Source organism: Natrinema ejinorense (genome assembly GCF_002494345.1).
Taxonomy (GTDB): domain Archaea; phylum Halobacteriota; class Halobacteria; order Halobacteriales; family Natrialbaceae; genus Natrinema; species Natrinema longum.
In genome coordinates, this window is sequence record NZ_NXNI01000001.1 from 2,072,919 (window position 1) to 2,097,070 (window position 24,152).

Annotated in this window: 20 protein-coding genes and 1 tRNA gene; 5 read left to right on the top strand and 16 right to left on the bottom strand. The window is 62.7% G+C overall.

Going from position 1 to position 24,152, the window contains the following annotated elements; all coding sequences use genetic code 11:
• Positions 1 to 88: 88 nt before the first annotated feature.
• On the top strand, positions 89 to 1,339 hold the full coding sequence (locus CP557_RS10380) for a hypothetical protein (RefSeq protein ID WP_097379832.1): 1,251 nt from the start codon (positions 89 to 91) through the stop codon (positions 1,337 to 1,339).
• On the opposite strand, the gene CP557_RS10385 is transcribed toward CP557_RS10380, so the two are convergent.
• The 7 genes from CP557_RS10385 to CP557_RS10415 are packed head-to-tail and all read right to left on the bottom strand — an operon-like array spanning position 1,317 to position 9,861.
• Positions 1,317 to 2,093, bottom strand: a complete 777-nt coding sequence (locus CP557_RS10385) for a DUF7289 family protein (protein ID WP_097379833.1) — start codon at positions 2,091 to 2,093, stop codon at positions 1,317 to 1,319. The genes CP557_RS10380 and CP557_RS10385 overlap by 23 nt on opposite strands.
• Positions 2,090 to 2,572: a DUF7266 family protein gene (locus CP557_RS10390; RefSeq protein WP_245852973.1), complete on the bottom strand. Its 483-nt coding sequence runs from the start codon at positions 2,570 to 2,572 to the stop codon at positions 2,090 to 2,092. Before CP557_RS10390 ends, CP557_RS10385 begins: the two co-directional genes overlap by 4 nt.
• Complete coding sequence (locus tag CP557_RS10395; protein ID WP_245852974.1) at positions 2,569 to 3,018, bottom strand: hypothetical protein; 450 nt, start codon at positions 3,016 to 3,018, stop codon at positions 2,569 to 2,571. Before CP557_RS10395 ends, CP557_RS10390 begins: the two co-directional genes overlap by 4 nt.
• Positions 3,018 to 3,626 carry a DUF7288 family protein gene (locus tag CP557_RS10400; RefSeq protein WP_097379836.1) on the bottom strand — a complete coding sequence of 203 codons (609 nt, stop codon included), beginning with the start codon at positions 3,624 to 3,626 and terminating at the stop codon, positions 3,018 to 3,020. The genes CP557_RS10395 and CP557_RS10400 overlap by 1 nt, the downstream gene beginning before the upstream one ends.
• 4 nt (positions 3,627 to 3,630) lie before the next feature.
• The gene (locus CP557_RS10405) at positions 3,631 to 4,185 is read right to left on the bottom strand and encodes a DUF7287 family protein (RefSeq protein ID WP_097379837.1); all 555 of its coding nucleotides are present in this window, start codon (positions 4,183 to 4,185) and stop codon (positions 3,631 to 3,633) included.
• 1 nt (position 4,186) lies between these two features.
• A complete protein-coding gene (locus CP557_RS10410; RefSeq protein WP_097379838.1) occupies positions 4,187 to 6,235 on the bottom strand; it encodes a type II secretion system F family protein in 2,049 nt (682 codons plus the stop codon).
• A complete protein-coding gene (locus CP557_RS10415; RefSeq protein WP_097379839.1) occupies positions 6,232 to 9,861 on the bottom strand; it encodes an ATPase, T2SS/T4P/T4SS family in 3,630 nt (1,209 codons plus the stop codon). The genes CP557_RS10410 and CP557_RS10415 overlap by 4 nt, the downstream gene beginning before the upstream one ends.
• 324 nt (positions 9,862 to 10,185) lie before the next feature.
• Here CP557_RS10415 and CP557_RS10420 point away from each other — a divergent pair, with 324 nt between their 5' ends.
• Both CP557_RS10420 and CP557_RS10425 read left to right on the top strand, forming a co-directional pair.
• A complete protein-coding gene (locus tag CP557_RS10420) occupies positions 10,186 to 10,953 on the top strand; it encodes an SDR family NAD(P)-dependent oxidoreductase (protein WP_097379840.1) in 768 nt (255 codons plus the stop codon).
• A 167-nt stretch (positions 10,954 to 11,120) separates the two neighbouring features.
• Entirely contained in the window at positions 11,121 to 12,362 is a 1,242-nt protein-coding gene (locus CP557_RS10425; protein ID WP_097379841.1) for an acyl-CoA dehydrogenase family protein, read from the top strand.
• Positions 12,363 to 12,808: 446 nt separating this feature from the next.
• Here CP557_RS10425 and CP557_RS10430 read toward each other — a convergent pair.
• Positions 12,809 to 12,881: transfer RNA gene (locus tag CP557_RS10430), tRNA-Arg, on the bottom strand.
• Between the two features lie 15 nt (positions 12,882 to 12,896).
• Positions 12,897 to 13,208: a twin-arginine translocase TatA/TatE family subunit gene (gene tatA / locus CP557_RS10435; protein WP_097379842.1), complete on the bottom strand. Its 312-nt coding sequence runs from the start codon at positions 13,206 to 13,208 to the stop codon at positions 12,897 to 12,899.
• A gap of 192 nt (positions 13,209 to 13,400) precedes the next feature.
• Here tatA and CP557_RS10440 point away from each other — a divergent pair, with 192 nt between their 5' ends.
• Together CP557_RS10440 and CP557_RS10445 are read left to right on the top strand one after the other, a co-directional pair.
• On the top strand, positions 13,401 to 13,895 hold the full coding sequence (locus CP557_RS10440; RefSeq protein WP_097379843.1) for a DUF5804 family protein: 495 nt from the start codon (positions 13,401 to 13,403) through the stop codon (positions 13,893 to 13,895).
• 80 nt (positions 13,896 to 13,975) lie between these two features.
• The gene (locus CP557_RS10445) at positions 13,976 to 14,203 is read left to right on the top strand and encodes a hypothetical protein (RefSeq protein ID WP_097379844.1); all 228 of its coding nucleotides are present in this window, start codon (positions 13,976 to 13,978) and stop codon (positions 14,201 to 14,203) included.
• A 167-nt stretch (positions 14,204 to 14,370) separates the two neighbouring features.
• On the opposite strand, the gene CP557_RS10450 is transcribed toward CP557_RS10445, so the two are convergent.
• The 7 genes from CP557_RS10450 to acs (CP557_RS10480) all read right to left on the bottom strand — a co-directional run bounded on the left by CP557_RS10450 (position 14,371) and on the right by acs (CP557_RS10480) (position 24,072).
• Positions 14,371 to 14,589: a hypothetical protein gene (locus CP557_RS10450; protein WP_097379845.1), complete on the bottom strand. Its 219-nt coding sequence runs from the start codon at positions 14,587 to 14,589 to the stop codon at positions 14,371 to 14,373.
• Between the two features lie 86 nt (positions 14,590 to 14,675).
• On the bottom strand, positions 14,676 to 15,137 hold the full coding sequence (locus tag CP557_RS10455; RefSeq protein ID WP_097379846.1) for a universal stress protein: 462 nt from the start codon (positions 15,135 to 15,137) through the stop codon (positions 14,676 to 14,678).
• Between the two features lie 2 nt (positions 15,138 to 15,139).
• On the bottom strand, positions 15,140 to 16,885 hold the full coding sequence (locus CP557_RS10460) for a sodium:solute symporter family transporter (RefSeq protein WP_097379847.1): 1,746 nt from the start codon (positions 16,883 to 16,885) through the stop codon (positions 15,140 to 15,142).
• Positions 16,882 to 17,334: a DUF4212 domain-containing protein gene (locus tag CP557_RS10465; protein ID WP_097379848.1), complete on the bottom strand. Its 453-nt coding sequence runs from the start codon at positions 17,332 to 17,334 to the stop codon at positions 16,882 to 16,884. The genes CP557_RS10460 and CP557_RS10465 overlap by 4 nt, the downstream gene beginning before the upstream one ends.
• Before the next feature lie 71 nt (positions 17,335 to 17,405).
• Complete coding sequence (acs, locus tag CP557_RS10470; protein WP_097379849.1) at positions 17,406 to 19,385, bottom strand: acetate--CoA ligase; 1,980 nt, start codon at positions 19,383 to 19,385, stop codon at positions 17,406 to 17,408.
• 349 nt (positions 19,386 to 19,734) lie between these two features.
• Entirely contained in the window at positions 19,735 to 21,945 is a 2,211-nt protein-coding gene (locus tag CP557_RS10475) for a bacterio-opsin activator domain-containing protein (protein ID WP_097379850.1), read from the bottom strand.
• Positions 21,946 to 22,077: 132 nt separating this feature from the next.
• Positions 22,078 to 24,072 carry an acetate--CoA ligase gene (gene acs / locus CP557_RS10480; RefSeq protein WP_097379851.1) on the bottom strand — a complete coding sequence of 665 codons (1,995 nt, stop codon included), beginning with the start codon at positions 24,070 to 24,072 and terminating at the stop codon, positions 22,078 to 22,080.
• Positions 24,073 to 24,152 lie beyond the last annotated feature (80 nt).

Below are 24,152 nucleotides of genomic sequence, written 5' to 3' on the forward strand. Positions count from 1 at the left end.
GTGGCTCTCCCCGACGCCGACGGACGCCAGTTCAGTGGGTGGAACGCAACCAGGTATTACATGCCGGTCCGCCGAATACCCCCCAGGGATGCCTTCGCTCGACCTCCGCTCGTTCGTCGCCCGCGCTGGGACGCTGGTCGACTCCTCGCCGCCAGCGTCGCGACGGGAGACCCGTACCTGGCTCGTCGAACCCTTCCTCGAAACGCTTGGCTGGGACCTCCGAGCCGAGTCGTGTGTTACCGACCGGTCCATCGACGATACCCCCCTCGAGTACGTCCTGCTGGTGGATTCGGTTCCAGCGCTGTTCGTCGCCGTCGAGGCAGCCGACGAGCCCCTCGAGGAGACGCGAGCAAACGCGCTCCAGCAGGCGATGGCCTGGACGGGCGTCGACCGCGCGATCTACACGAACGGCCGCCAGTACCTCCTGCTCGCGGGAACGACGGACATCGAGTACCACACACTCAGGCTTTCGGAACTCACTGACGGGGAATCGACAGTCGGTCTCTACTCGCGAGACGCGTTGGGTCGTCGCCTCGCACAGCACTCGCGGAATCACGTCGCCCGCCAGCTCGCGATCGAGCGGTCACGGCTCGTCGATTCGATCGGCGAACAGCTCACGGCGGCAACCGCTCACGGCGACGTCTACGACGACGAGTTCGAATCCGCGATCGATCGGTTTCTCGACCAGCTCGTCGTGGCGTTCACCGACGCTGACTCCGAGCAACCGAACGCCGTCGCGGACGTTTCGGTTCGATTCGACGAATCGACGATCTCCAGCGAGACACCGACCGACGGAGATACCGCCGAAACCGGATCCGCGACCGACCCGAGCCGGCACACCACGACGGACGCGAACGAGGACGCTGGGACCGGACGAGTCGCGGACACGGCAGCGTCGACCGAATCGAACGGCCGGGAGGCTCCCGCTCGAGACGACGACGCCGAGCGACGGGAGCCCGACGACGACACGGACGCCGAGAACGGGACCGAGGACGGTGAGGAAAGTGAGTACGTCGTCCGGCTGTTCAACGACCGCGGCTCGATCGGTGCGATCGGCCACTCGACGTCGGAGGGGGCACTCGTGGGAGCAGCCGAGTACCTCTTCGAGCGTGGCCTCTCCGGGGTCACCGTTCCCTGGAGCCCGGACGAGGCCGACGGCACGGTGCTGAACAGCGACCCGGTCCACGCCGACGGCTCACCGATGGCCGCGTCGACACAGCTCTCGAACGGCCTCTATCTCGAGACTGCAGGGACCGTCGAGGAACGAGCCGCCCGCGTCCAGGCGCTGGCCGCTCGAGCGGGGTTGCGGGCGATGCTTACCGGGGATTGGGATACGTGATATCGACGGTGACGACGGTGACGGCGGCTTGATCGACGTGTTCACAGGTCCCACCGGACCAGCCACCGGTCGAACGAATGCCGTCCCACGCGGTTGTGTAGTCGCTGCTTGACGTTACCGTTACTTCGTTGCTGCCGGTCACGTCGTAGACGGTTCGTTCGTGGTTCGTTACGTTCATCTCCAGTTCGAGCGTCCCGCTGGTTTGGATCGACCGATTGGCAGAATCGATCGCCACGAGCGAGATGATCGCCGTTCCGTTATCGGAACCGCCCGACCCAGGCGTACATCTGAGCTGGGGGTTTTTGAGCGCGACGCTCCCCTCGCCGTCGGATCGGACGACGCCACCGCCTTCGTATGCGATCGTATCCGACCCGGATTGGTACGCCAGGACGCCCAGCGGGACGTCTCTATCGATAGTCCCGCTCTCGCTCGATTCGAAATCGATAGAAACGACTGTCCCGCCATTACCGGTCGTAACCGTTCCGCCTCGTACTGCTAGTTCACTGTTCCGTGTCTCGATACTGTCGGAATGCAAGGCGGTGTTGAAATTGTCCGCGAGTGCGATCATCGCCCGTTCGCTATTTCGAAGCTGTTCTCCCTCCTGAAAGTCGGCCATCGTCTGAAAGCCGACCGTCGACAGTAGCGCCACCGAGCCCATGATCGTCGCGAACACCAGAATGAACGCGAGTACCTCCGAGACGCCACGGTCCCGAGAGTCCGTGAACGTGGCCGGTCGATCGCGGTTTGATCTCATCGGGGCCCCTCCGTGATCGAAATTTCGGTACTGTCGTACCGTATCTCGATCGGTCCACCGGCCGCATCGCTGCCGTCGGCGATCGGCCGATCCGTCTTGATCGGAACGTAAACGACGACGTCAGCGCTGTTCGCCGTCAGTATCAGACAGTCCGTCGACCCGTCGAGCAGGGATGCAGAACAGCTCGTTTCTAATTCGACGGTATATCCCGAGGCGGCTGCCCGCCGTGGATGGTCTGCGACCATCGCCACGGTATCGTCGCTCGCTCCCGCGATCTGATCGACGTTCCCGATCTCGTCGGCGAGTCGTTCGCCGATCGTCTCGAGGGAGGACTCGGTACTCCGGTCGGTTTCGGTATCGAGCATCGTACTGGCACTCGTCAATAGCATGGCTATCAGAATCGTCGTGACAGCGATCGTGAGAACGTGTGTGATCGTAATCGAGACCGCACGATCTCGATCGCCACGTCGCGCGATCACGTTCCACCACCGGGACATCCTTTGTCGATCGTCCGAGTTCGGTTGTAGCTGAGCGAATGTGACTCGTACTCAGTTGTCACGGTTACGTTTTGCAAGTCCTCCCCACTCGCGTTCGCATCGATGTCGCTGAGCTGAACCACAGCCGGCGTCGACTGTACGGTCGCATTCCGATAGGCACTATCGAACCTCGATACGTTCGTCTCCGCAAGGTCCTCTAACGACTCGTCCTCCGCACTCGACTCCGCTTCGACCCACACGAGCAGACAGCCAACGCTCTGGTTGAGTTCGTGCTCCGTTACGGCAGCGGAACTCGCGCTCTGACTCGTTTCACTGGAGGAAAGCGTCTCCGTGAACAGAACGCCGTTGTACACGACGACGATACCCAGAATGACGAAGGCGAGGGCAATCGCACCGATGAGGATCAGTTGCGCACGATCGTCGCTCATCATCGCCATACGATCACCCGCACCTCGACGACGTTGTAGAGCGATGTTTCGTCCTGATACTCCCGTGGGATAATTCGTGTGTCCGAATCGGTGGCATGGAGTTCCTTGGAAACCGATGCCGATGTCACGGTCTGGTTATCGTACAGCGTGACGGTGTAGCTCGCTATCGAGGCACTCGGTGGTGGACTGGCCTGATAGACGAGGTGACGCTTGGAACTGTTCACCGGATGGAGTTCGACGTTGTATTTCGGGTCTTGGAAGCGTTGATTCAGGATCCGCCCTAGTTTGGATTCGTTTTCGAACTCCGATACGGTGTAGGTGTTCGTCCCGTTGATCGGCTGGCTCGCGTTTTCAAACTCTCCCTCAGCGTTCCAGTTTCGAACGAGTTCGGAAAGGTTCCCCTCCTGGTTTGCGACGATCAGCGAGTCCTGTACCTCCTGTTGGACCTGTTCCTGGACCGATTGGTCGCCCTCTCCACCCGTCGACGACATGATGACGGCCGACTGTAGCGCAAAGAGGACGGCCATCAACACGATCATCGCGCCGATGAGTCCCTCGAGTGTGTAGGCCTGTCCGCGGTCGGTGTCGGACGAGTTCGTTCCGAACATGCTATCACCAGACCCTCACGACGAGTCGACATCCTGGGTTACAGTCACTGCTATCGGCCGAAATCCCATCGTCGTCGATCGTTACGATGCGCGCAGAACTCGCTGCGGATTGGTTGTGATATACATCACCGCCCGACAGTTCGGACTCGTCGACGGGCGTTCCGTCGAACGCTTCGATACTTACGTTTATTCGATCGTAGACCATGTCGTCGCTGCTGCTTGCACGCAGGCCGAGCTGGGTGGACAGATCCTTCTCGTTGTATTCGCTGTTGAACCCGCTTCCATCGATCTCGTTGGGCGTCTCCGTCGAGAGGTCGTATACGATCCGATCGGCGATCCGATCGGCCTGTGCTCTGTCCGCGCCAGCCGACGATTCGTACGGCGTCCCGATCGTTGGGAGAAACAAAAAGACGAACGCGACCGCCAGCAGGAACAGACCGATCCCGACGGCGAAGTCCTGCGTGGTCTGGCCTCGATCGTCCATCGAGAGGGAAACCGTTCGGGGCCGGCGAGCCCGCGTTCGATCCTGACGTCGATCGGGAGTTCGCTTCCGACTCATGTTAGGCCACCAGCGTCCAGCCGATGAGAGCGATCGCCGAGAGGGCGATCGCGTATTTCAACCCGCTCAATATGCTTGCATCGCGGATATAGCCGGCGATGAACCCGGAGATGATCCCCTGCAGCGTTACCGCATGGAAGAACAACACTGACAGCATATTGACGTTGACGTTCTCACTGAAGTTTGCCTGCCCCATCCCATCAGCGCCGCCGCCACCACCGCTGGTCTCGAGGCCGGCCATCGTATCGATGAACTGCGTCTTGAGGATCGCGATCACTGCAAGCACCGTCATGAACGTCATGATAATGATCACGATCTGCATCCGGGTTCGTGACTTCCGTTCCCGTTCGATGTCGTCGTGATTCTCGCTTGCAGTTGCGGCCGTCCGCAGCACCTCAGAGATCTGGTTCGACGCTTCCTGTGCCTCGGTTATCAGACGGGTCGTCCTAGCGAGCCGTGGGATGTGGTACTTGTTGTTGAACTCGATGAGCGCCTCTTTGAGGCTCGTCCCGTAGTTGACCTTCGTGTGCATCTCCTCGAACTCGCGGGCTAGTTTCCCGCTGGTCGTATCGGAGACTGCTTTGAGTGACTCGAGTAGCGTCAGCCCGGTTTCGTTCGAACTCGAGAGCTTCCGGAGGTTCTCGGAGAGTTTGTTGACGATGGCGTTTCTGTACCGAACGTTCCACTCCCGGAAGATAGCGAGCGGGAGTGCGATGATATAGAACGGCAAGTAGAGATAGAGGAACGTCCCCCAGATCGGTTGATCCAGCAGTTCCTCCCAGGACATCGGTGCCATCCCGTTGACCATGGCCGTGACGACGACGACCAGTGCCGTCGGGACGGTCAACGCGAGCGTTACCAGCGGATTGTCCCGAAAGAACAGATGGGGTTTCCGGAGGACTTCCATCGTCTCGTAGGTTCCTTCCCGGTTCTTGATCCGATCGAAGACGCTGTGCGTCCCGGTGAACTGCTCGATGAGTCCGAGACTGAGCAACCCGCCTTCCTGGCCGGTTTCGGTCCGCTGGTCCGTCGCCCCCATCGAGAGGTAACCGTCGCCGGGTTCGTCGTGTTTGACCGTGGAAACGAGGACGATAAAGCCGACGCCGATCATCGGAATCAGGCCGTAGACGACCATGTAAAGCATCCGATTCGACACGTCTGCGCTCGGAATCATCTGCATGATGACCATGATGATGATCAACAACAGCGGGAACAGAGACAGCGTCATGTACATCTCGCCGAACAACTCGAGCGTCTCGAGAGTCAGTTCCTGTTCCTGCTTTGCAGTCCGCATGTGCTTTTCTTTCTTGTCCTCGAGAAAGCTCTCTATGTCACCGCCGCTGTTGACGATCGAGAGCATGTCCGTCAGGAACTGCGAGAGATCGTCGCTGGGAGTCTCGAGGGCCTGCTTTCTGATAGCAGTCCGGTAGTCGATGTCGAAGTACTCGGTCTCCTTGACGATACTCTGGAACTCCATTGCGACTTCGCCGTAGGTGTCGTCGGCCTGGGCCATCGCATCGATGATCTCGAGTTGGTTGAGGCCACCGACCGACAGCGCGTACATAAACGAGACTGCGTCGGTCAACAGCATGTTGATTTCGCGTTTCCGGGCGGACGCACGCGAATAGGGGATCGCGACCATCGATCCGAACCCGATCAGAAAGCCGATCGATCCCAATACAAGCCCTGTGAAGAAGACGATCGCCGGAACGCGAAGCAACTCGATGAGGTCGAGGAGGAATCCGTGACCGACCGGGATACCGATGAGCGTCTCGTTTTCGAGGAGACCGAAGGCGAAGACGCCATAGCCCAGGAGGAGTCCGACCAGCCAGAGACTCGCTCCGCTGATAAAGCCGATCCCGAGCGCCCGAGAGAGGTACAGCTCGACCGTGTCCGTCATCCGGGCCTGTGCCAGTTTCGTTTCGACGTCGGAGACGAACTCGCTGTCGTCACCGAACAGCCGTTCGTACAGCGGATAGAATCGGTCACCGAGCGCGTCGGAACTGGCGGACATACCCGAGCCGCCACCGTCTTGCGTTTGGAGGCTCATGAGTCGCTCTCCTCGTCGCTTCCGTCAGCGTCGAACATGCTGCCGGTGTCGTCAGCCACGGATTCGTCGGCAGCGTCGTCTTTGAAGATCGACGCGTCGTCGCTCGAATCAGCGCCGTCGAACATCGAACTGTCATCGTCGGCCGCGTCCGCGGTATCGTCCTCGCTGAAGATGGAATCGGATTCGTTGCCGAAGATCGATTCGCCGTCGTCGTCGACCTCGTCAGCCGTCGGCTCATCGGTCGTCGGCTCGGCAGCCGAATCCGTGTCGTCCGGGGGTTCCTCGGTACCGTCGTCGATTTCGATCGTCGGCGGCTCCCGTTTCTCGCTCGTGGGTTCCCCGGCAGTGTCGGCAGCTGTCATCGACGTCGTGTCGGCTTCGCCCGCCTCCTCGCCGTCGCTCGTCGACGCTCCATCGTCCTCGAACTGCTCGCTGAAGTCACCGGTCGACGCGTTGTCGCCCGATTCCGGATCGAAGATCGACTCGATGTCGTCGTCCGAGAACATCGAATCGATTTCGTCGGCGTCCGCTCCACGTGTCGCCGTCGACCCCTCGCGTGTCGGTGCCGTCTCCGGGTCCTGATCGCCGATCTCGTCGATGGTTTCGCCCATATCGTCGAACAGTCCACCGAGATCACCGTCCTCGGCGTCGTCGGACGGGAGTACCGTCGAGTCGCCCGCTGTCGATCCTGCAGTGTCACCAGTCCCGGTCTCTCGGTTCGAGGCGGCCGGCAACGTGGCGTCTCCGTCCGCCGTCGACGCCGGCGCAGCGGTGCCTGATTCGGAGTCGGAGTCGGAGTCGGAGTCAGTCGTTGGATCCCCAGTGGACGCGCTACTGGCTGTGGCAGCGACGGTATCCGTAGGCTCGCTATCGTCGCTCCCGATGTCGAATCCGCTGTCGTCGCTCAGCCATGCCGGCTCGTTACCGCCCGCCCCACCGTCATCAGCTTCGACCGCGAACTCGGCGGAGCCGTCGCCCAACTCCCACGTTTCCTCCTCGACGGACTCGTCGAGAGCGCTGTCGAATTCGAAGTCATCCGTATCACCACGGTCGACTTCGATCGGATCGTCCGATTCGACGTTGCCGAGCGCGCTCGCGAGGCCGCTTGGGACCTCCCCGCGAAACTCCTCGAACACCGATTCCTCGGCCCGTTCGAGGAGATCAGTCGAGAGGTTGTACGTCTCGTCCGTCGCCTCGGGACGGGGGACGAGCTCTTCTTTCTCCTGATCGACGTCGATCAGGACGCTTTCCATCTCGCGGAGGTCTTCGAGGCTGTCCTCGAGTTGGCCGTTCGCGATGAGGGTGAGAATGGTGTCGGGATCGTTGATGAACGCCTGAACCGTTGCAGCGACCTGGGCGTACGTATTGAGCCCGTTCTTGATGAGGTACGCGAGGATGACTTCGCGTTTGAACAGTTCCTCCTCGAGTTTCTCTTTGCTCCACCCGCGGTCGAACTGGATCTCCTCCAAGGTGTTCGAGTCCCCCATCTTGAGGAACTCGTCGGTTTCGGCTTGCCACTGGTAGACGTCCTGAACGTTGATCTCGTCGTGTTCGGCCTCGTAATGGTTGATTTCGGTCAGTGATTTGTTCCGGCGCACCTTGTTCCCCTGCACTCGCGTCTGGGTCTGGATCGAAACCAGATCCAGTGCCGTGAACATCGTCTTCGAGACGTTGATCGGGTCCGTGGTGAATCGCTTGAGAACCTCGTCGACCGAGTCGGCGTGGAACGTGGTATAGGTCGTGTGACCGGTCGACATGACCTGGAACAGCGTTCGGCCTTCTTCACCACGGATCTCACCCATGACGATGTAGTCGGGTCGCTGGCGCAACGCGGCCTCGAGCAGGTCGAACTCGTCGACGTCGCCTTGCTCGTCGTCGGAGAAGGAGGGGCGGGTGACGCTGGCGATCCAGTTTCGCTGTGGGAGTTCGACCTCGCGGGTGTCCTCGATGGAGACGATCTTCGCGTTCGAGGGGATAAACAGCGAGACGGCGTTCAGCGAGGTGGTCTTCCCGGATGCAGTACCACCGGCGAAGATCAGGCTCTTGTGGTTCTCGATCGCGAGCCAGAGGAACGCCATCTCGTCCAGGCTAAAGGTGTTCCAGTTGATGAGGTCGATCGGGGTGAAGGGGACGTCTTTGAACTGACGGATGGTGTAGTTGGTCCCGTGGTCGGAGACTTCCTTGCCGAGCGTAAGCTGTGCACGAGAGCCGTCGGGCAACGTCGCGTCGACCTGTGGAAGTCGTTTACTGATCCCTTTGCCCGACCGCTGGGCGAGTTTGACGACGAAGTCGTCGAGTTCGTCCTCGCCGTGGTAGATGTTCGAGATGATCTGTTCGTACTCGGAGTGGTAGACGAACACCGGCGAGTTGTAGCCGTCGACGGAGATGTCCTCGACGTTGATGTCGTGTTTGATCCCGTCGATGCGCTCGTAGCCGATGAAGTTACGCTTGAGTCGGTACAGGAGCTTCTCGACTTGGTACTCGCTCAGCGTGTCCGGATCCTCCTCGAGAATGACCGGCTCCGGTCGGACCTCGATTCCCTGAAGTTGCCCTGGGCCGTCGTTCTCGATCGTCCCATCCTCGTCGTCGTCGAGCAGTCCCTGAAGCGTCTGGAAAATCCCCTTGGACGCATCGCCGGAGGTCGCCTCGAAGAGGTCGTACCGTTTGAGTAACCGTCGGGTCTCGTCCTCGATAACGCTTCGGCGGCCGTCCTCGCTCGTCTTCTCCTTGATCCCCTCCTCGGAGTATTTGATCGCCTTCCTGAGCTTGCCCGAGAGGAACTCCTGGAGTTCCGTCTCGATCTCGTTCTGGTAGGGCTCGATCATGTAGTACTTCTTCTCGTTTTCCTTCTCCGAGTGGAAAATGACGACGTATGCGTAGGGTTTGTTGACCCAGTAGCGCTCGACCTCACGGAAGTGTGACTTCTTCTCGAACGGAACGGCCTTCTCGAGGTCGTACCGGTTGGAAACGGTGGTGTTGCCCGCGACCGTCGAGAAGAACTCGTCCTCGTCGAGTTCCTCCTGAACGTTGACGGTTCGTTCCTCGACGATGTCGTCGACCGCGAGTGCAGCGTCGTTGCCGGCGGCGAGACGGTCCGTCAACGTGTCGGGATCGAAGCCAAGCGCCTCCGATTTGTCGAGCGACGATGCGTCATCGTCGTAGCCGTACTCCCGCTTGTAGTGTTCCCAGGTCCAGATGTCCTTGACCACCGGGGTCGTCTCCGGATCGACGTACTTCTGGACGATGGGGTAGAGCGTGGCAGCGTTGTCGCCGGCGATGGGCAGCAGTTGCTCCTCGAGGTCGTCCGGGTGATAGCCGAGGTACGATTCCGGATCGAACTCGACTCGGTCCCAGTCGTCCCCGCTGGGGGCTGTCGATCCGACCTCGCCGGTATCGAGCCCGAGCTGGCCGTCCGTCCCCGTGCTGTCGTCGGGATACAGCGAAGATACTTCGTCGCCGTACCCGTGCTCGTCCATGAACTCTTCCCAGGTGTACTCGCCGACTCTGACCGCTGAACCAGATGTCAGTTCAGTTTCATTAAGGCGCTTGTCTTCCGATTCAGGGTCGGATGCCTCCCCCTCAGAAAAGTCCCCGGCATCCGACTGGTCAGCCTCGTCAATAGCCATTGAGTTCACACTAACCCTCCCCCTTCAAAAAACTCATCCGCCAATTACCAGTTCTGATAATTCCGAACCAACTATTTTTTACGATATGACATGATTCGGTACAAAGTTTGGTTGGGTTATTGGTATGTTCCGGCGAGTGGCCGTTGGGAGTGTTCGAAACGGAGTGGTATTCGACGACGGATCGAGACGGGGCGGAGCTACGATGGCTTGTCCACGCCACGTTTGGCCGTCGTTGGGGAACCCTTGGTACTCCAGGGGCCGAGAATCCACCGAGCCACGAACTGTGCCAAAGCTTGAGGGTGGTGCCGCCGAAACGGAGGACCGATGAGCGACCTCTTCGATCTCGACGGACGAGTTGCAGTGGTGACGGGTGGCGGACGTGGCATCGGCCGTGCGATCGCCATCGAACTGGCGAACGCAGGCGCCGCCGTCGTGCCGAGCGCCCGATCGACGGACGAAATCGAAGCCGTCGCCGGGGAGATTCGGGAGTCAGGTGGGGACGCAGTCGCCGTCTCCGCGGACGTAACGGACTCGGCCGACGTCAATGACGTCATCGACCGGGCGGCGGCCGAATTCGGCGGCGTCGATGTCGTCGTCAACAACGCGGGTTTCAATCCCGACGACGCGCTCGGTCGGCCCGAAGAGGTCGATACCGAGAGCCTCGATCGCGTGCTCGACGTTAATTTGAATGGCGCGTACGAGGTCACGCACGCGGCGGCGGCTCACCTCCTCGAGAGCGACGGCGGCTCGGTGATCAACGTCGCGAGCGTCGGCGGTCTGGTCGGACTCCCACGCCAACATCCCTACGTCGCCTCCAAACACGGACTGGTCGGGCTCACCAAAAGCATGTCGCTGGACTGGGCCCCCGACGTTCGGGTCAACGCCGTCGCGCCGGGCTACGTCTCGACGGAACTGACCGCGGACCTCGAGGAAAACGACCGGCTGCGCCAATCGATCGTCGATCGAACGCCGTTAGACCGGTTCGCCGAACCTTCTGAGATCGCCGGTCCCGTCGTCTTCCTCGCGAGCGAAGCCGCCGGCTACGTGACCGGCTCCGTACTCGCGGCCGACGGCGGCTGGACGGCACGATAATCGTTCAGGCACGTGTCCCGCGTTCTGGAACCCCGCCGGAACCGATATATCGCCAGCCCGAACCGATCAAGTTCGGTCCCCCAGTTCGCCATCAAAAATCATGGGGATAGTTGCGACCGCGTGGGTGTTCTCCCAACGCTTAGTCTTCGATCGGGGGAACCCCTACTATGCGCTACAATGACAGTGACCAGGCACGCGAGGTCGCCGACCGTGCCAACGCATTAATGGAGGAGGTCGTTCTGCCGATCGAGCGCGAGCGGGCCGGCGGGATGGCCGTTTCGGGTGGCACCATCGCGGACCTCCGCGAGGCCGCTCGCGAATACGACGTGTACGCCCCGCAGATCCCCGAGGAATACGGCGGCATGGGGCTGAGTTTCCGGGATTCGCTCCCGGCCTTCGAGGAAGCCGGCCGCAGCCTCCTCGGACAGGTCGCGATGCGGGTCGACGCCCCCGACGAGGGGAACATGCATCTCCTCGAGCTGGCCGGCGACGACCTGCAAAAAGAGACCTACCTCGAACCGCTGGTCGCCGGCGAGATCAAGTCCGGGTTCTCGATGACCGAGCCGATGCAGGGTGCAGGCTCGGATCCGAAAATGATCCAGACGGTCGCCGAGAAAGACGGCGACGAGTGGGTCATCGACGGCCACAAGTGGTGGACGACACAGGGCGTCGAAGCGGACGTGCTGATCGTCCTGGCCCGAACCGATCCCGACGCCCATCCCTACGAAGGGTGTTCGCTGTTTCTCGTCCCGAGCGATGCCGACGGGGTCGACGTCGTTCGCGATGTCCCCCACATGGGCGGGGGGAGCCACGGTGCCTCACACGCCGAGATCCGCTACGAGAACGTCCGCGTTCCCGAGGAACACCTGCTCGGCGAGTTGAACCAGGGCTTCGTCCACGCCCAGGAACGACTCGGTCCTGCGCGACTGACCCACTGCATGCGCTACTCCGGGATGGCCCAGCGCTCGCTCGACATCGCGAAGGCCTACACGAGCGAACGGGAGGGGTTCGATACCACACTCTCGGACAAGCAGTCCCTTCGCCACCGGATCGCCGACGCCGAGACGAAACTCCACATGGCCCGAACGGGCATCCGCGACGCCGCCGACCGGATCGCCGCCGGCGACGAGGCCCGCGTCCCCGTCTCGATGTGTAAGGTGTTCACTGCGAACGTCACCCAGGATGCCATCGACCTCGCGGTGCAGTGTTGCGGTGCGAACGGCATCGGTAAGGACCTCCCGCTCTCGGAGTTCTACGAATCGGTCCGCCAGTTCCGCATCGTCGACGGCGCAGACGAGGTCCACCGCCGCGTCATCGCCCGCGCTGCCTTCGAGGACGTCCCCGAGGAGGAACTCGAGGTGCTAACCCGCTTCGGTGAGCCAAACCGCGAACGGGGCGGGAGCCACTGACGGCACGATCACGATACCGGTCGCTAGCGACGGCCCGCATCGACGAGCGGCACGACGCTGGCCGGATCGGGCTGGGACGATCGGCTAGGTCACGACTAGTATGGGTGTCAGGTCGACTCGAACCGGAGGCCCCTCTGTGGGTCGCGTGTTGGCTCGAGATCGCGTTCCCGGGTTCACGAGCGACGTCCACTGCGGGCGTGTGACAGGCTTCGAACTATCCGAGCATCGATTGCTGACGCGTCCCATTACTGTGAGCGGGCAAGACGATCGGTCGTCGATTTCGCTCTCGTCACCACCAGAACAAGCAGAGCCGCTTTCAGTGCTCGCTGTCGCTCGCAGGATAACGGGCGTGGCGGGATTCGAACCACGCCCGAGAACCCGCTCGCGGAACCTCGGTCTGCTTCGAATCCGTGCCCGTTCGCTCGTCGCGTCCGCTCCTCGCAGAACGGGCGTGGCGGGATTCGAACCCACGATCAGAAGGTTAGGAACCTCCTGCCCTATCCGCTAGGCCACACGCCCAGCGCAAAAAGAACGTTAGTTGGTTTCCGTTTCGGTGTTCGTCTCGCCCTCGCTAGTGACGGGCTCCGTCTCGACGAACTCGTCGTCCTCGTTGAGGTCGGCCTCGGTTTTGTCGCCTTCGAACTCGCCGGTTTCGCGCATTTCTTCGAGTTCCGTTTCCACCTTCTCGCGACCTTTCTGGAACTCACCCATCGCCTCACCAGTCGATCGTGCCAGCTTCGGGATCTTGTTCGCCCCGAAGAGCAGGATCGCGATGATAAGGATGATGGCGAGCTCCGGAGGCCCCATGCCGCCGGGAATGAACAGCGGTGCAATTTCGGCTACCATCTCTATGCGTGGCTTACCCGCTGGCAATTATAACCTTTTTGGACCACTCAGGCAAACAAGACCCCGAGACAGTCCGTTTGAGAACGAAATTCGGGGCGAACCGTTCGACCGTCAGCAGTATCGACGGACGCCGACACCGGTGACATCCGGAAGCCGAAACCCACATTACACCGTCGGTCCCACCACAGCGTAGTGACCCGCGTCTGTCTGATCGGCGAGGCCGGGACCAACCTCCAGTACGAGTTGCTCTCCCGCGAAACGGCCCGGGAAGCGCTTTCGACCTACGATTTGGAGCGCCCCTTCGAGAACTCGCTTGCCGTCCGAACCGTCAGCATCGGTGCTGCCGTCTCACTGTTGAACGATCTGAACTGGTATCTCACACGGTTCGTCGACGAAGTACTCGTCTCCGAGCCCAGCGTCAGCGATCGAGAGTGGCTCTCGCGGCCGCTGGCTATCCGACTCCGAAACGGCGATATCGACCCCGACGATACCGCGGAATTTTGCAAGATCTACGGCCTCGAGCGCATCGATCCGGACTCGGTGCCGACTGCCGATGCCGGGCCGACCTATCGACTCGTCGAACCGCTGTACGTTCGACGGACCGACGGGGGCCGGCCTGAGTACGACCTTCGGGACGTCGAAGAGACGCTTATCGTCCGTTTGACCGAGGCCGAATACTCCTCGTAAGCCCCCTGGGGGCCGTCCGTCGTCGCGCCGACGACCGTGGAACAGCATAGCTATTAGGTAGCATACGATCAATGGTACCTATGAGCAACGAGCCAAGCGAGGAGCGGTGGTCGACGTTCACGGAGGGATTCGTCGTCCCGATCGCCGGACTACTTGCGCTGCTGTTCGCCACGATGGCGGGAATGAGCGTGCTACCCGCCCTGTCCGGCTCGCCGTCGGATCTGGCGACACCGGTCATTTTCGCCGCCGTCGCCCTGCTGAGTTTCCGCGTGCGACAGCGGGCGATCGCGGCCCGAGAGGACGGGTGAGACGGACTACCGTGTCAGTGACGGCGCAACCGCGAACCGCCTGCGGGTGCGCTGGTCCATCGGGACAGCAGACCGTCTGAGACGCGAGCGACCGATCCTCCCCCGTCGATGCATTGTTTCCGAGAACGACTTCGTCGCTGAAGCGTTTCCGAGAACGACTCCTGTCGTCACTGCTGTTTGGCCTGCTCGAGCGAGAAGAAAAAGCCGAAGTAGGCGACGATGCCTGCGAGCATGAACATGTAGAAGACCCATCTGGGAGCGCCGGTGAAGACGAAATCGAAGAGGAAGCTCACGAGCGCGACCCAGATGACGGCGAACAGCAGGTCGTAGATCATGCCGGATCCGTTGTCCTCGACGTGTTCACGCAGGCGATCGACGACGCTCATCGCGGGAGCCCTCCTGTCCGTGTGGATAATGGCCGTGTCATGTCGAAAGAATCGGGTCGGTCGTAGGTTACTCTTGTGCGTCCGAGTCAGTCCTCGCCTTCGTAGTCGACGACCAGGACGGGGACGTGCGTCGAGCGGAGCACGCGCTCGGTGACGCTCCCGAGCAGCGCTCGCCGGACGCCGGAGCGGCCGTGACTGCCGATCACGATGAGGTCGATGTCGTTGTCCTCGGCGTAGTCGGCGATCATTCGGTGGGGCTCGCCACCGGCGTGGCGCTCGTGGGTAGTCAGGCCGGCCGTCTCGGCCGCCTCCGTGACGTAGCCGGTCGCCTCCTCGGCGTCCTCGCGTAACTCCGTCATTCCCTCGAACTGACCCTGTCGGATCCGGTCGACCTGCTCGGTACCCAGCCCGTACGCGATCGCGTCGGTGTCGGCGACGAACAGCGCGTGGACCTCCGCGTCGTACTGCCGGGCGAGATCGATCGCGTGATCGACCGCTGCTTCCGCGACTCTACTTCCGTCGGTCGGAACGAGTATGCGCTCGTACATGATTAGTCGTCCGCAGGTGCGTTTCCGTCCCGGTTCTTCTCGGCGACGATGTCCGCCGCGGTCTTGTCACTCGGCATCGGATCGGGGCTGTGACACTGGCGGACCATCTGTTTGGTCTCGAGTGGCGGCTCGGTGGTCACGAGTGAGACGGCGATCGTCACTGCGAACACGATCGGCGTGCCGATGAGTGCCGAGCCGATGGCCGGCATCCACGTCGAGATTGCCTCGATGCCGAGACCCGCACCACCGTTGACGAGGCCGAAGTTACCCTCGTTGATCATGGGGATGAACCAGACGACGATGCCGGTCACCATGCCGCTGAGCGCGCCCTGCCGGTTCGTGTTCTCCCACCAGAGTCCGAGGAAGAACATCGGGAACAGCACGATGGCCGCGAGGGAGAACGCGAACCCGACCAGGGCCGCGATCGGCTGCTGGGGGTTCAACGCGAAGATGATCGTGAGCAGACCGATCAGGATGATGCTCAGGCGACCGACGAGCACCTGCTGGCGCTGCGTCGCGTCTTCGTTGATGATGTTCGCGTAGATGTCGTGGGAAATCGCGGACGAGGCGGCGATGAACAGGCCGGCCGTCGTCGCGACCGCCGCGGCGATGCCGCCCGCCGCGACGAAGCCGACGAACCACTCCGGAAGGCCGGCGAGCTGTGCGGCCAACACGACGAGGACGTCACCGGCGGCGCTCGTCATGCCGGGATCGCCGTAGACGGCACCGATCTGATCGCCGTACAGCGCGGTCCCGACCGCAGCGAAGGCGGGCGCGCTGAGGTACAGCAGCGAGATGAAGAACAGCCCCCAGGTACACGACCAGCGGGCGACGCGTTCGTTCTTGACCGTGTAGAACCTGACCAGCACGTGGGGCAGTCCACACGTCCCGAAGACCAGGCTGAAACAGGTCGCGACCCACAGGTAGTAGCTCCCGCCCGCGAACGGGGCCGAGAACTCGCTCGCGAGACTGTCGATCATCATCCCGTACTGAAGCTGGGGGAGCACCGTGGTGAAGCCGCCCGCCCAGCCGGTCGCGACCAGCCCGAGCAGGAACGCGACGATGAGGATGACGTACTGCAGGACCATGTTCTTGGTCGCGCCGAGCATCCCCGACAGCGAGAGGTAGGCGACGGTGATGACCATGAAGACGACCATCATCGTCTGGTACGCGGTCAGCAAGCCGCCGGTGAGCGCCGACCAGTCACCGAGGATGTACAACCCGACGAGCCCCATCCCGCGGGCCTGACCGAGCGCGTAGACGAACCCGATCAGGAACGTGGTGAGCGCCGCAAGGGCGCGTGCGGTGTCGGAATTGAATCGGTCGCCGACGAAGTCCGGTGCGGTGTACTTCCCGAACCGCCGCATCTGGGCGGCCATGAAGATCAGCAGGATGAAGTAGCCCGTCGTCCAGCCGATGACGTACGCGAGGCCGTAGACGCCTGCTGTCGCAACCGTTGCAGCCACGCCGAGGTACGTCGCCGCGGACATCCAGTTGGCCCCGATGGCCATCCCGTTCTCGATGTTCCCGATCGACCGACCGGCGACCCACATGTCGTCGGTGTCGGCGACCTGGAACATGAAGCCGGCAACGATGAACAGCAACATCATCCCGATGACGATGATCGCCGGCAGCAATTTGAACGAGACGTTCAGACTCTCCGGGAGTAGTTTGGAACCCGACTGCAGCGGCATCAATTCCGCCGCGCCGATCGCGAGATCGGCCACCAGCGGGGCAGCGTCGATCATTCGTCGACACCTCCGTCAGTCGCGGCCGCGTCGTCGGGGACGGTGTCGGTCGTCTCCGGTTCGACGACGCCCTGTTCGATCCCGTACTTCTCGTCGATCTGGTCGCGCTTTCGTGCATACCACACCGAAAGGACGAGCGCTGCTCCCGGTCCGACGATCGCGAGCAGGAAGTAGTGCAACGGGAAGCCGATCAGTGGTATCGACTGCGTCATCGTATCGGGCGCGAGACGCGTCGCCGTGATCGGTGCGAACGTCGTCAACACCCAGATGCCAAAGCCGATCCAGATGATCCGCAGGTGATCCCGCATGAACGGGGTCGCCGGCTTCAAGAGGTTGATCTCGACGTCCATGTAGTCGATTTGCTGTTCGCGCTCGACGTCGCTCATCCCGCCGTCGGTCGCTATGTCACGGGAACCGTCTTCCGTATCGTGATTGGTGTTATCTGGCATAGTTTCGTGTAGCGTCTGTCGATCAGTGTCGTTTCGTCGGTCCGAAATGTCGATGTTCGAACCGGACCGCCTCAGTCCGATTCGACCTGTGCTGCGATGTCGTCGACGACCTCGGGATTGCGCAGCGTCGAGGTGTTCCCGAGTTCGTTCCCGCTCGCGATGTCCTCGAGCAGGCGACGCATGATTTTGCCCGACCGGGTTTTGGGCAGTTCGGGCGTGAAGATGATCTCTTCGGGCTTGGCGATGGGCCCGATCGAGTCGAGGACGGCCTCCATGGCCTTCTCCTCGAGTTCGTCGTCTCGATCCTCGTAGCCGTCTTCGGGGATGGCGTAGACGTAGACCGCTTCGCCTTTGACCTCGTGGTCGCCACCGACGACGGCGGCCTCGGCGATCCCTTCGACGCCGACGACGGCCGACTCGATTTCCATGGTTCCCAGCCGGTGGCCGGAGACGTTGATCACGTCGTCGACCCGGCCGAGAACGGTGATGAAGCCGTCTTCGTCGATCTTGGCGCCGTCTTCGGGGAAGTAGACCCACTCGTCGGCGTCCGGATCGGAGTACTCCTGCCAGTACTCCGAGATGAATCGGTCGTCGTTGTTGTACAGCGTGCGGAGCATGCCGGGCCACGGGTTGTTGACCGTGACGTACCCGGCCTGTCCGGCGTCGACCTCCTCACCCTGCGCGTCGACGACGCGAGCGTCGATCCCCGGCAGCGGCGGCCCCGCGGAGCCGGGTTTCATGGTGTTGATCCCCGGGAGCGTCGTGATCATCATCCCCCCGGTCTCGGTCTGCCACCAGGTGTCGACGATCGGGCACTCCTCGTTGCCGATGTGCTTGTAGTACCACTTCCACGCACGCGGGTTGATCGGTTCCCCGACGGTGCCGAGCAAGCGCAGCGAGGAGAGGTCGTGGTTCTGCGTGTACTCCTCGCCCCACTTCATGAACGCACGGATGGCCGTCGGCGCGGTGTAGAAGATGTCGACCCCGTTCTTCTCGACGATCTCCCAGAGCCGATCCTTGTCGGGATAATCCGGCGTTCCTTCGTACATCACCGACGTCGTGCCCAGCGCGAGCGGGCCGTAGACGATGTAGGAGTGGCCGGTAATCCAGCCGATGTCCGCCGAACACCAGTAGGTGTCGTCGGCTTCGATGTCAAGCACCGCATGGCTCGTCCAGGCGCTGTACGCGAGGTAGCCACCCGTCGTGTGCTTGACCCCCTTCGGCTTCCCGGTCGTCCCCGAGGTGTACATCAGGAACAGCATGTCCTCGGCGTCCCGCGGGACGGGCTCCACCGTCGCCCCCTCGTGGTCGGCCACCAGCTCGTCGTAGTCGTGCTGGTTGTCCGCGAGGTCGTGCTCTAACTCGTCGCCCAGTCGGTCGACGACCACGACGTCGGAGACCTCGTGCTCGACGCCCTCGAGTCCCTCGTTGGCCTTCGAGATGTGATCGAGCGCGTCCCCGCGACGGTAGTAGCCGTCGCAGGTGACCAGATACTCGCTGTCGGCGGAGTTCATCCGCGTCGCCAGCGCGTCGGCCGAGAAGCCGGCGAAGACGACGCTGTGAGGTGCGCCGATCCGGGCACACGCCAGCATCGCGATCGGCAACTCCGGAATCATCGGCATGTACAGCGTGACGACGTCGTCTTCTTCGACGCCGAGGTCTCGCAGGGTCGCGGCGAAGTCCTCGACCTCGTCTAGGAGTTCCGCGTAGGTGAACGTCCGCGTTTCGCCGAGTTCTCCCTCCCACTCGATCGCGACGCTGTCGCCGGCGCCGTCTTCGACGTGCCGGTCGAGGCAGTTGTACGACGCGTTGAGTTCTCCGCCGGTAAACCACTCGTAGAACGGTGCGTTTCCGTCCTCGAGTACCGAGTCGTACGCCTCATCCCACGTGAGCAGATCGGCTGCCCGCTCCCAACACTCCGGCCAGTTCTCCTCGAACTCGTCGTAGATCCCCGGATCCGTAACGTTTGCCTGCTCGACGAACGACTCGGGAGGGTCGAACGCCTCCTGTTCTTCGAGTCGTGCCTCGAGATTGGCATCGTCCTGTGACATGGTCCATCCACATCATTGATAACCATGATAGTAAAGCCGGCCTCTAGTTGTGCAAAACCGATCGGATTCTCACAGGGTGATCTAGCAAATCCGTATTGTATTAATACGCGAGAGAGGGTCATCGTCCGCGATATATTCGGCTATTGCCGGCGAGAGGGGCCACGGTTCGTGATGTGGTCCCAGTATGTGGGACAATTCTGTCCGCTCCAGGACGCGGCCCTAGAGAGCTAGTATCCATCCCAGGCGGTGACGCTCAAACTGACACTCCCTGCGAAATCGATGCGACAGGTCCGTGAGAAGCCACGAGTACCGACCGCTCGCTCCGTGTCGCGGGCCCCGATCGCCGCGTCTAGTCGGCCGGATCGTCGAAGAACGTCCGAAGCAACTCGTGTTGTCCCTTCCGGAGGTGGTTGTGTAACGTCGGCGAGGAGACACCCATGGCGTCGGCGATTTCCTCGGCCGTGCTCTCCCGTGGCCAGTCGTAGTAGCCGCCGAAATACGCTGCCCGAAGCGCAGCCACCTGGCGGTCGGTCAACCGATCTTCGAGCCCTTCGCGGAACTCGCGGGCCGTCTGGACGGTCCGTTCGGCGTCGCGTTTCCCGAGCAGTTCGGAGTCGGGGAACGACGAGCGGAGTCCATCGACGATCGTCCGGAGGTCAGCGTCGGCCGCACAATCGCCGATGATCGTCGCGGTACCGCCCTCGAAGAGCGCCTCGTGGACGGTCACGCCGTACTCGGACAACGTGACGATCGGACAGGAACCCTCGATGACGAACTCGACGCGCCACCCGTCCTCGTCGGTTTCGACCAACCGACAGTCCTCGATTTCCGTGGCGGCGTCGGCGAGGTCGAAGACGTCGACCGGCGATGCCCCCTCGAGTCGGACGTAGTAGAGTTGCGTCGACTCGCCGATCGGAACCCGCGAATCGAGTTCGAACCGACAATCGAGCCGACGCGAGGCGTCGACGAAAAAGGAGCGGTCGTCGCGACAGGCGACCTCGAGTTCGAGGACCCGGTCGGACAGCAGGAGGTTCCGTCGGCGAACGGCACCGATCGCGTAGCCGACCTGCCGGCCGATCGTCGTGAGCCACGTCCGCTCCTCCTCGCCGAAGGCGTTCGAGCGGTCAGTCGCGAGCGAAAGCGCCCCGTAGACGGTGTCGCCGTACGCGAGCGGGACTCTCCCGACGGTCCCCTCGAACCGCTCGCCGTCCTCGAGGGTCGCGGTAACCTCGCCCGCAACCATCACCTGGTCGGTCGCGTCGGTGTCAGCCGCCGGTTCCGGCCCCCCGAGGGCAGCGATCGGTTCGTCCGCGTGCCACTCGTCGGGAACGACCCCCTCGACCGCATCGAGATCGATTCCGCTGGACGCGCGACTCTCGCGGGGGCGATCCGCGAGCGTCGTTCGATCGATCCACGCGAACTCGTAGCCCCGTCCGTCCGTGAGTGTGGTACACGTCACCGTCTCGATCTCCTCGTGATCGGTCGACTCGAGCAGCGCAGCCGTCACTGCCCGGTGACGCCGGGAGATCGCATACAATCCGTCGAGTTCGTTTCGCTGCTCGCGGACGTCCTCGAGTTCCTCGTAGGCGGTCGTCATATCGCGGACGAAGACGGCAAACCCGCGGTGTCGGCCCTGGTCGTCCCGGAGCGGCGAGACGACTTCGGTCGCACGGAACTGCGAGCCGTCCTTGTGGACGCGCCAGCCATCGGTCTCGCAGCCGGACTCCTCGAGCGCCCTCGAGAGCGTGCGTTCGGGCGCACCGTCCTCGACGGCGTCGTCGGTGTAAAACGCGGAGACGTGGGTGCCGACGATTTCGCCGGCTCGATAGCCGAACATCGCGGCCGCGCTCCGGTTCCAGCGTTCGACGTAGCCGTCGGCGTCGATGCGGACGAGCGCGTAGCGTTCGCTCGCGGCCAACAGCAGCCGGACGACGCTATCGTCGCTCACCGCGGGGCCGGAACGCGGGTCGCCGGACCGGGGGCCCGATGGCTCCTCGACGGCGTCGAAGGCGTCGACGATTTCGCCGTCAGTCGGTTCGGGCATGTACGATTCGAGGGCCTCGAAGCTGCGCCAGCCACCCACAGTCTTGACGACGCGGGGGTTGACGTCGTGTTCGACCAGCGCGGTGTGTGCGAAGTACTGTCGGAGGCTGCTCGTGGAAACGTCGGTGAGACCGGGATCCTCGAACAGGTCGGCCGCCCGATCGGCGACGTCGGAGACGAGCATCTGGAGCCGGCGCGGCGTCACGCTGAAGATCCGGTCGTCGGTCGAGAGGTCGTTACTGCGGGCATAGCGTCGAAGTTCGCGTTCGACGCGGGTCGGCAGGTAGGCAGTGCGGCGTCCGCCGTCACCGGTCGGAACTCGCATCAGGTATCGCGGCGGATCGATCCGCACCTGCTCGATGTCGTCGATCGTGAGACGGGTCAGCTCGGCCGGCCGAAGCCCGACGTCCCCACAGAGCCGAAGCACCAGGGCCTCGCGATAGGTTTCCGCGGCATCCAGCAGGGAGTCGTACGCCCGTCGCGTGAGTACCGCCCCCGAATCCCCCTCGAGACTCATGGCATTCCTTTCGTTGCTTCTAACGACTCGAACATAATTCTATCGCCCGTAATCGGCATTCGCGGACGATTCTCACCAACGCGGAGGTTATCGGGAGGTGGACCGTTTCGGGACCGTAGAATGAGCGAAATCTCAACCCGACGAGCCGCCGCCTCCCTCCTCGCCGATCGCGGCCTGAATTTCGCCGACGATTTCCGGATTCCGGAGCGCGCTCGTGTCGCCCAGCTCTTCGCCGTTGGCCACGTCCTCGAGCAGGCGACGCATGATCTTGCCCGACCGGGTCTTCGGGAGCTCCGACGTGAATATTACCGTCGCCGGCCGTGCGATTGGCCCGATCGCGGATTCGATGTTGTCGCGGATCGCCCGCCGAATCGTCGCATCGTCGTCCTGGCCGCTTTTCGTACTCACGTACGCGTAGATTTCCGTGTCGCCGGTTTCGCTCGAGCGGCCGACGACGGCGGCTTCGGCGACGCCGTCTACGTCGGCGATCGCGCTCTCGATTTCCATGGTTCCCAGCCGGTGACCGGAGACGTTGATCACGTCGTCGACCCGACCGAGGACGGTGATGTAGCCGTCGTCGTCGATCCGAGCGGTATCGCCGCTGAAGTAGCGCCACTCCCCTGCGTCGGGATCGGAAAACCGCTGCCAGTACTCGGTGGCGAAGCGCTCGTCGTTGTCGTACAGCGTCCGGGCCATCCCCGGCCACGGGCGGTCGATCGTGAGATAGCCGGTCCGGCCGGGATCGACCTCCTCGCCCGCCTCGTCGACGATTCGGGCATCGATCCCGGGCAGCGGCGGGCCCGCGGAGCCGGGCTTCATCTCGTCGATCCCCGGCAGCGTCGAGATCGTCACTGCGCCGGTCTCGGTCTGCCACCAGGTGTCGACGACCGGACAGTTCCCGCCGATGTGTTCACGGTACCAGTTCCAGGGACGGGGACTGATCGGCTCGCCGACGGTCCCCAACAGACGCAACGATGAGAGGTCGTGACGGTCGGGGTAGTCCGATCCCCACTTCATGAACGCACGGATCGCCGTCGGTGCGGTGTAGAAGATATCGACGGCGTTCCGGTCGACGATCTCCCAGAGCCGGTCCCGGTCGGGGTAGTCGGGGGTCCCCTCGTACATCACCGTCGTCGTCCCGAGTGCGAGCGGGCCGTAGACGATATACGAGTGGCCCGTAATCCAGCCGATGTCGGCCGCACACCAGTAGGTGTCCTCGGGTTTGATATCGAGGACCGCGTGGCTCGTCCACGCGACGTGGGAGAGGTACCCCCCCGTCGCGTGGACGACGCCCTTTGGCTTGCCGGTCGTCCCGGACGTATACATCAGGAACAGCATGTCCTCGGCATCCCGCGAGACCGGATCGACGGTTTCGCCCGCGAACTCGTCGCGGAGGTCGTGATAATCCCATTCGTTTTCGCCGAGGACGTGGGGCAGGTCGTCCCCGAGCCGATCGACCACGACCGTCCGGACGTCCTGCTCGAGGGCGATGCGGGCGTTGTCGGCCTTGCTCTTCTGATTGAACGCGTCGCCCCTGCGGTAGTAGCCGTCGCAGGTGACCAGATACTCGCTGTCGGCGGCGTCCATCCGCGTCGCCAGCGCGTCCGCGGAAAGCCCGGCGAAGACGACGCTGTGGGGCGCGCCGATCCGGGCACACGCAAGCATCGCGATCGGCAACTCGGGGATCATCGGCAGGTAGATCGTCACGACGTCGTCTTCCTCGACGCCGCGGTCCCGCAGTGCCGCCGCGAACTCGTTGACCTCGACGTAGAGATCGCGGTAGGTGTAGGTCCGGCGCTCGCCCTGTTTGCCCTCCCAGCGGATCGCGGCGTGGTTTTTCCGGCCCGACTCGAGGTGGCGATCCAGACAGTTGTAGGCGGCGTTAAGTCGTCCGTCCGGGAACCACCGATAGAACGGGGCGTCGTCGTCCTCGAGGACGGTCTCGTAGGGCTCGTCCCACGAGAGGAGATCGGTCGCTCGCTCCCAGCAGCCGGGCCAGTTCGCCTCGAACTCGTCGTAGATCCCCGAATCCGAGACGTTCGCCTGTTCGACGAACGAGTCGGACGGGGTGTGGGTGGACCCGATAGGTTCGGATGCATCTCGGTCCCACCCGTTCCGATCGACCATGTCTCGTCCGAACCGTGGTGAGTCAGAGGAATAAACGTTCCTCCGAACCGCCATCCCTGGGGGCAGTGACAGTATCCTGA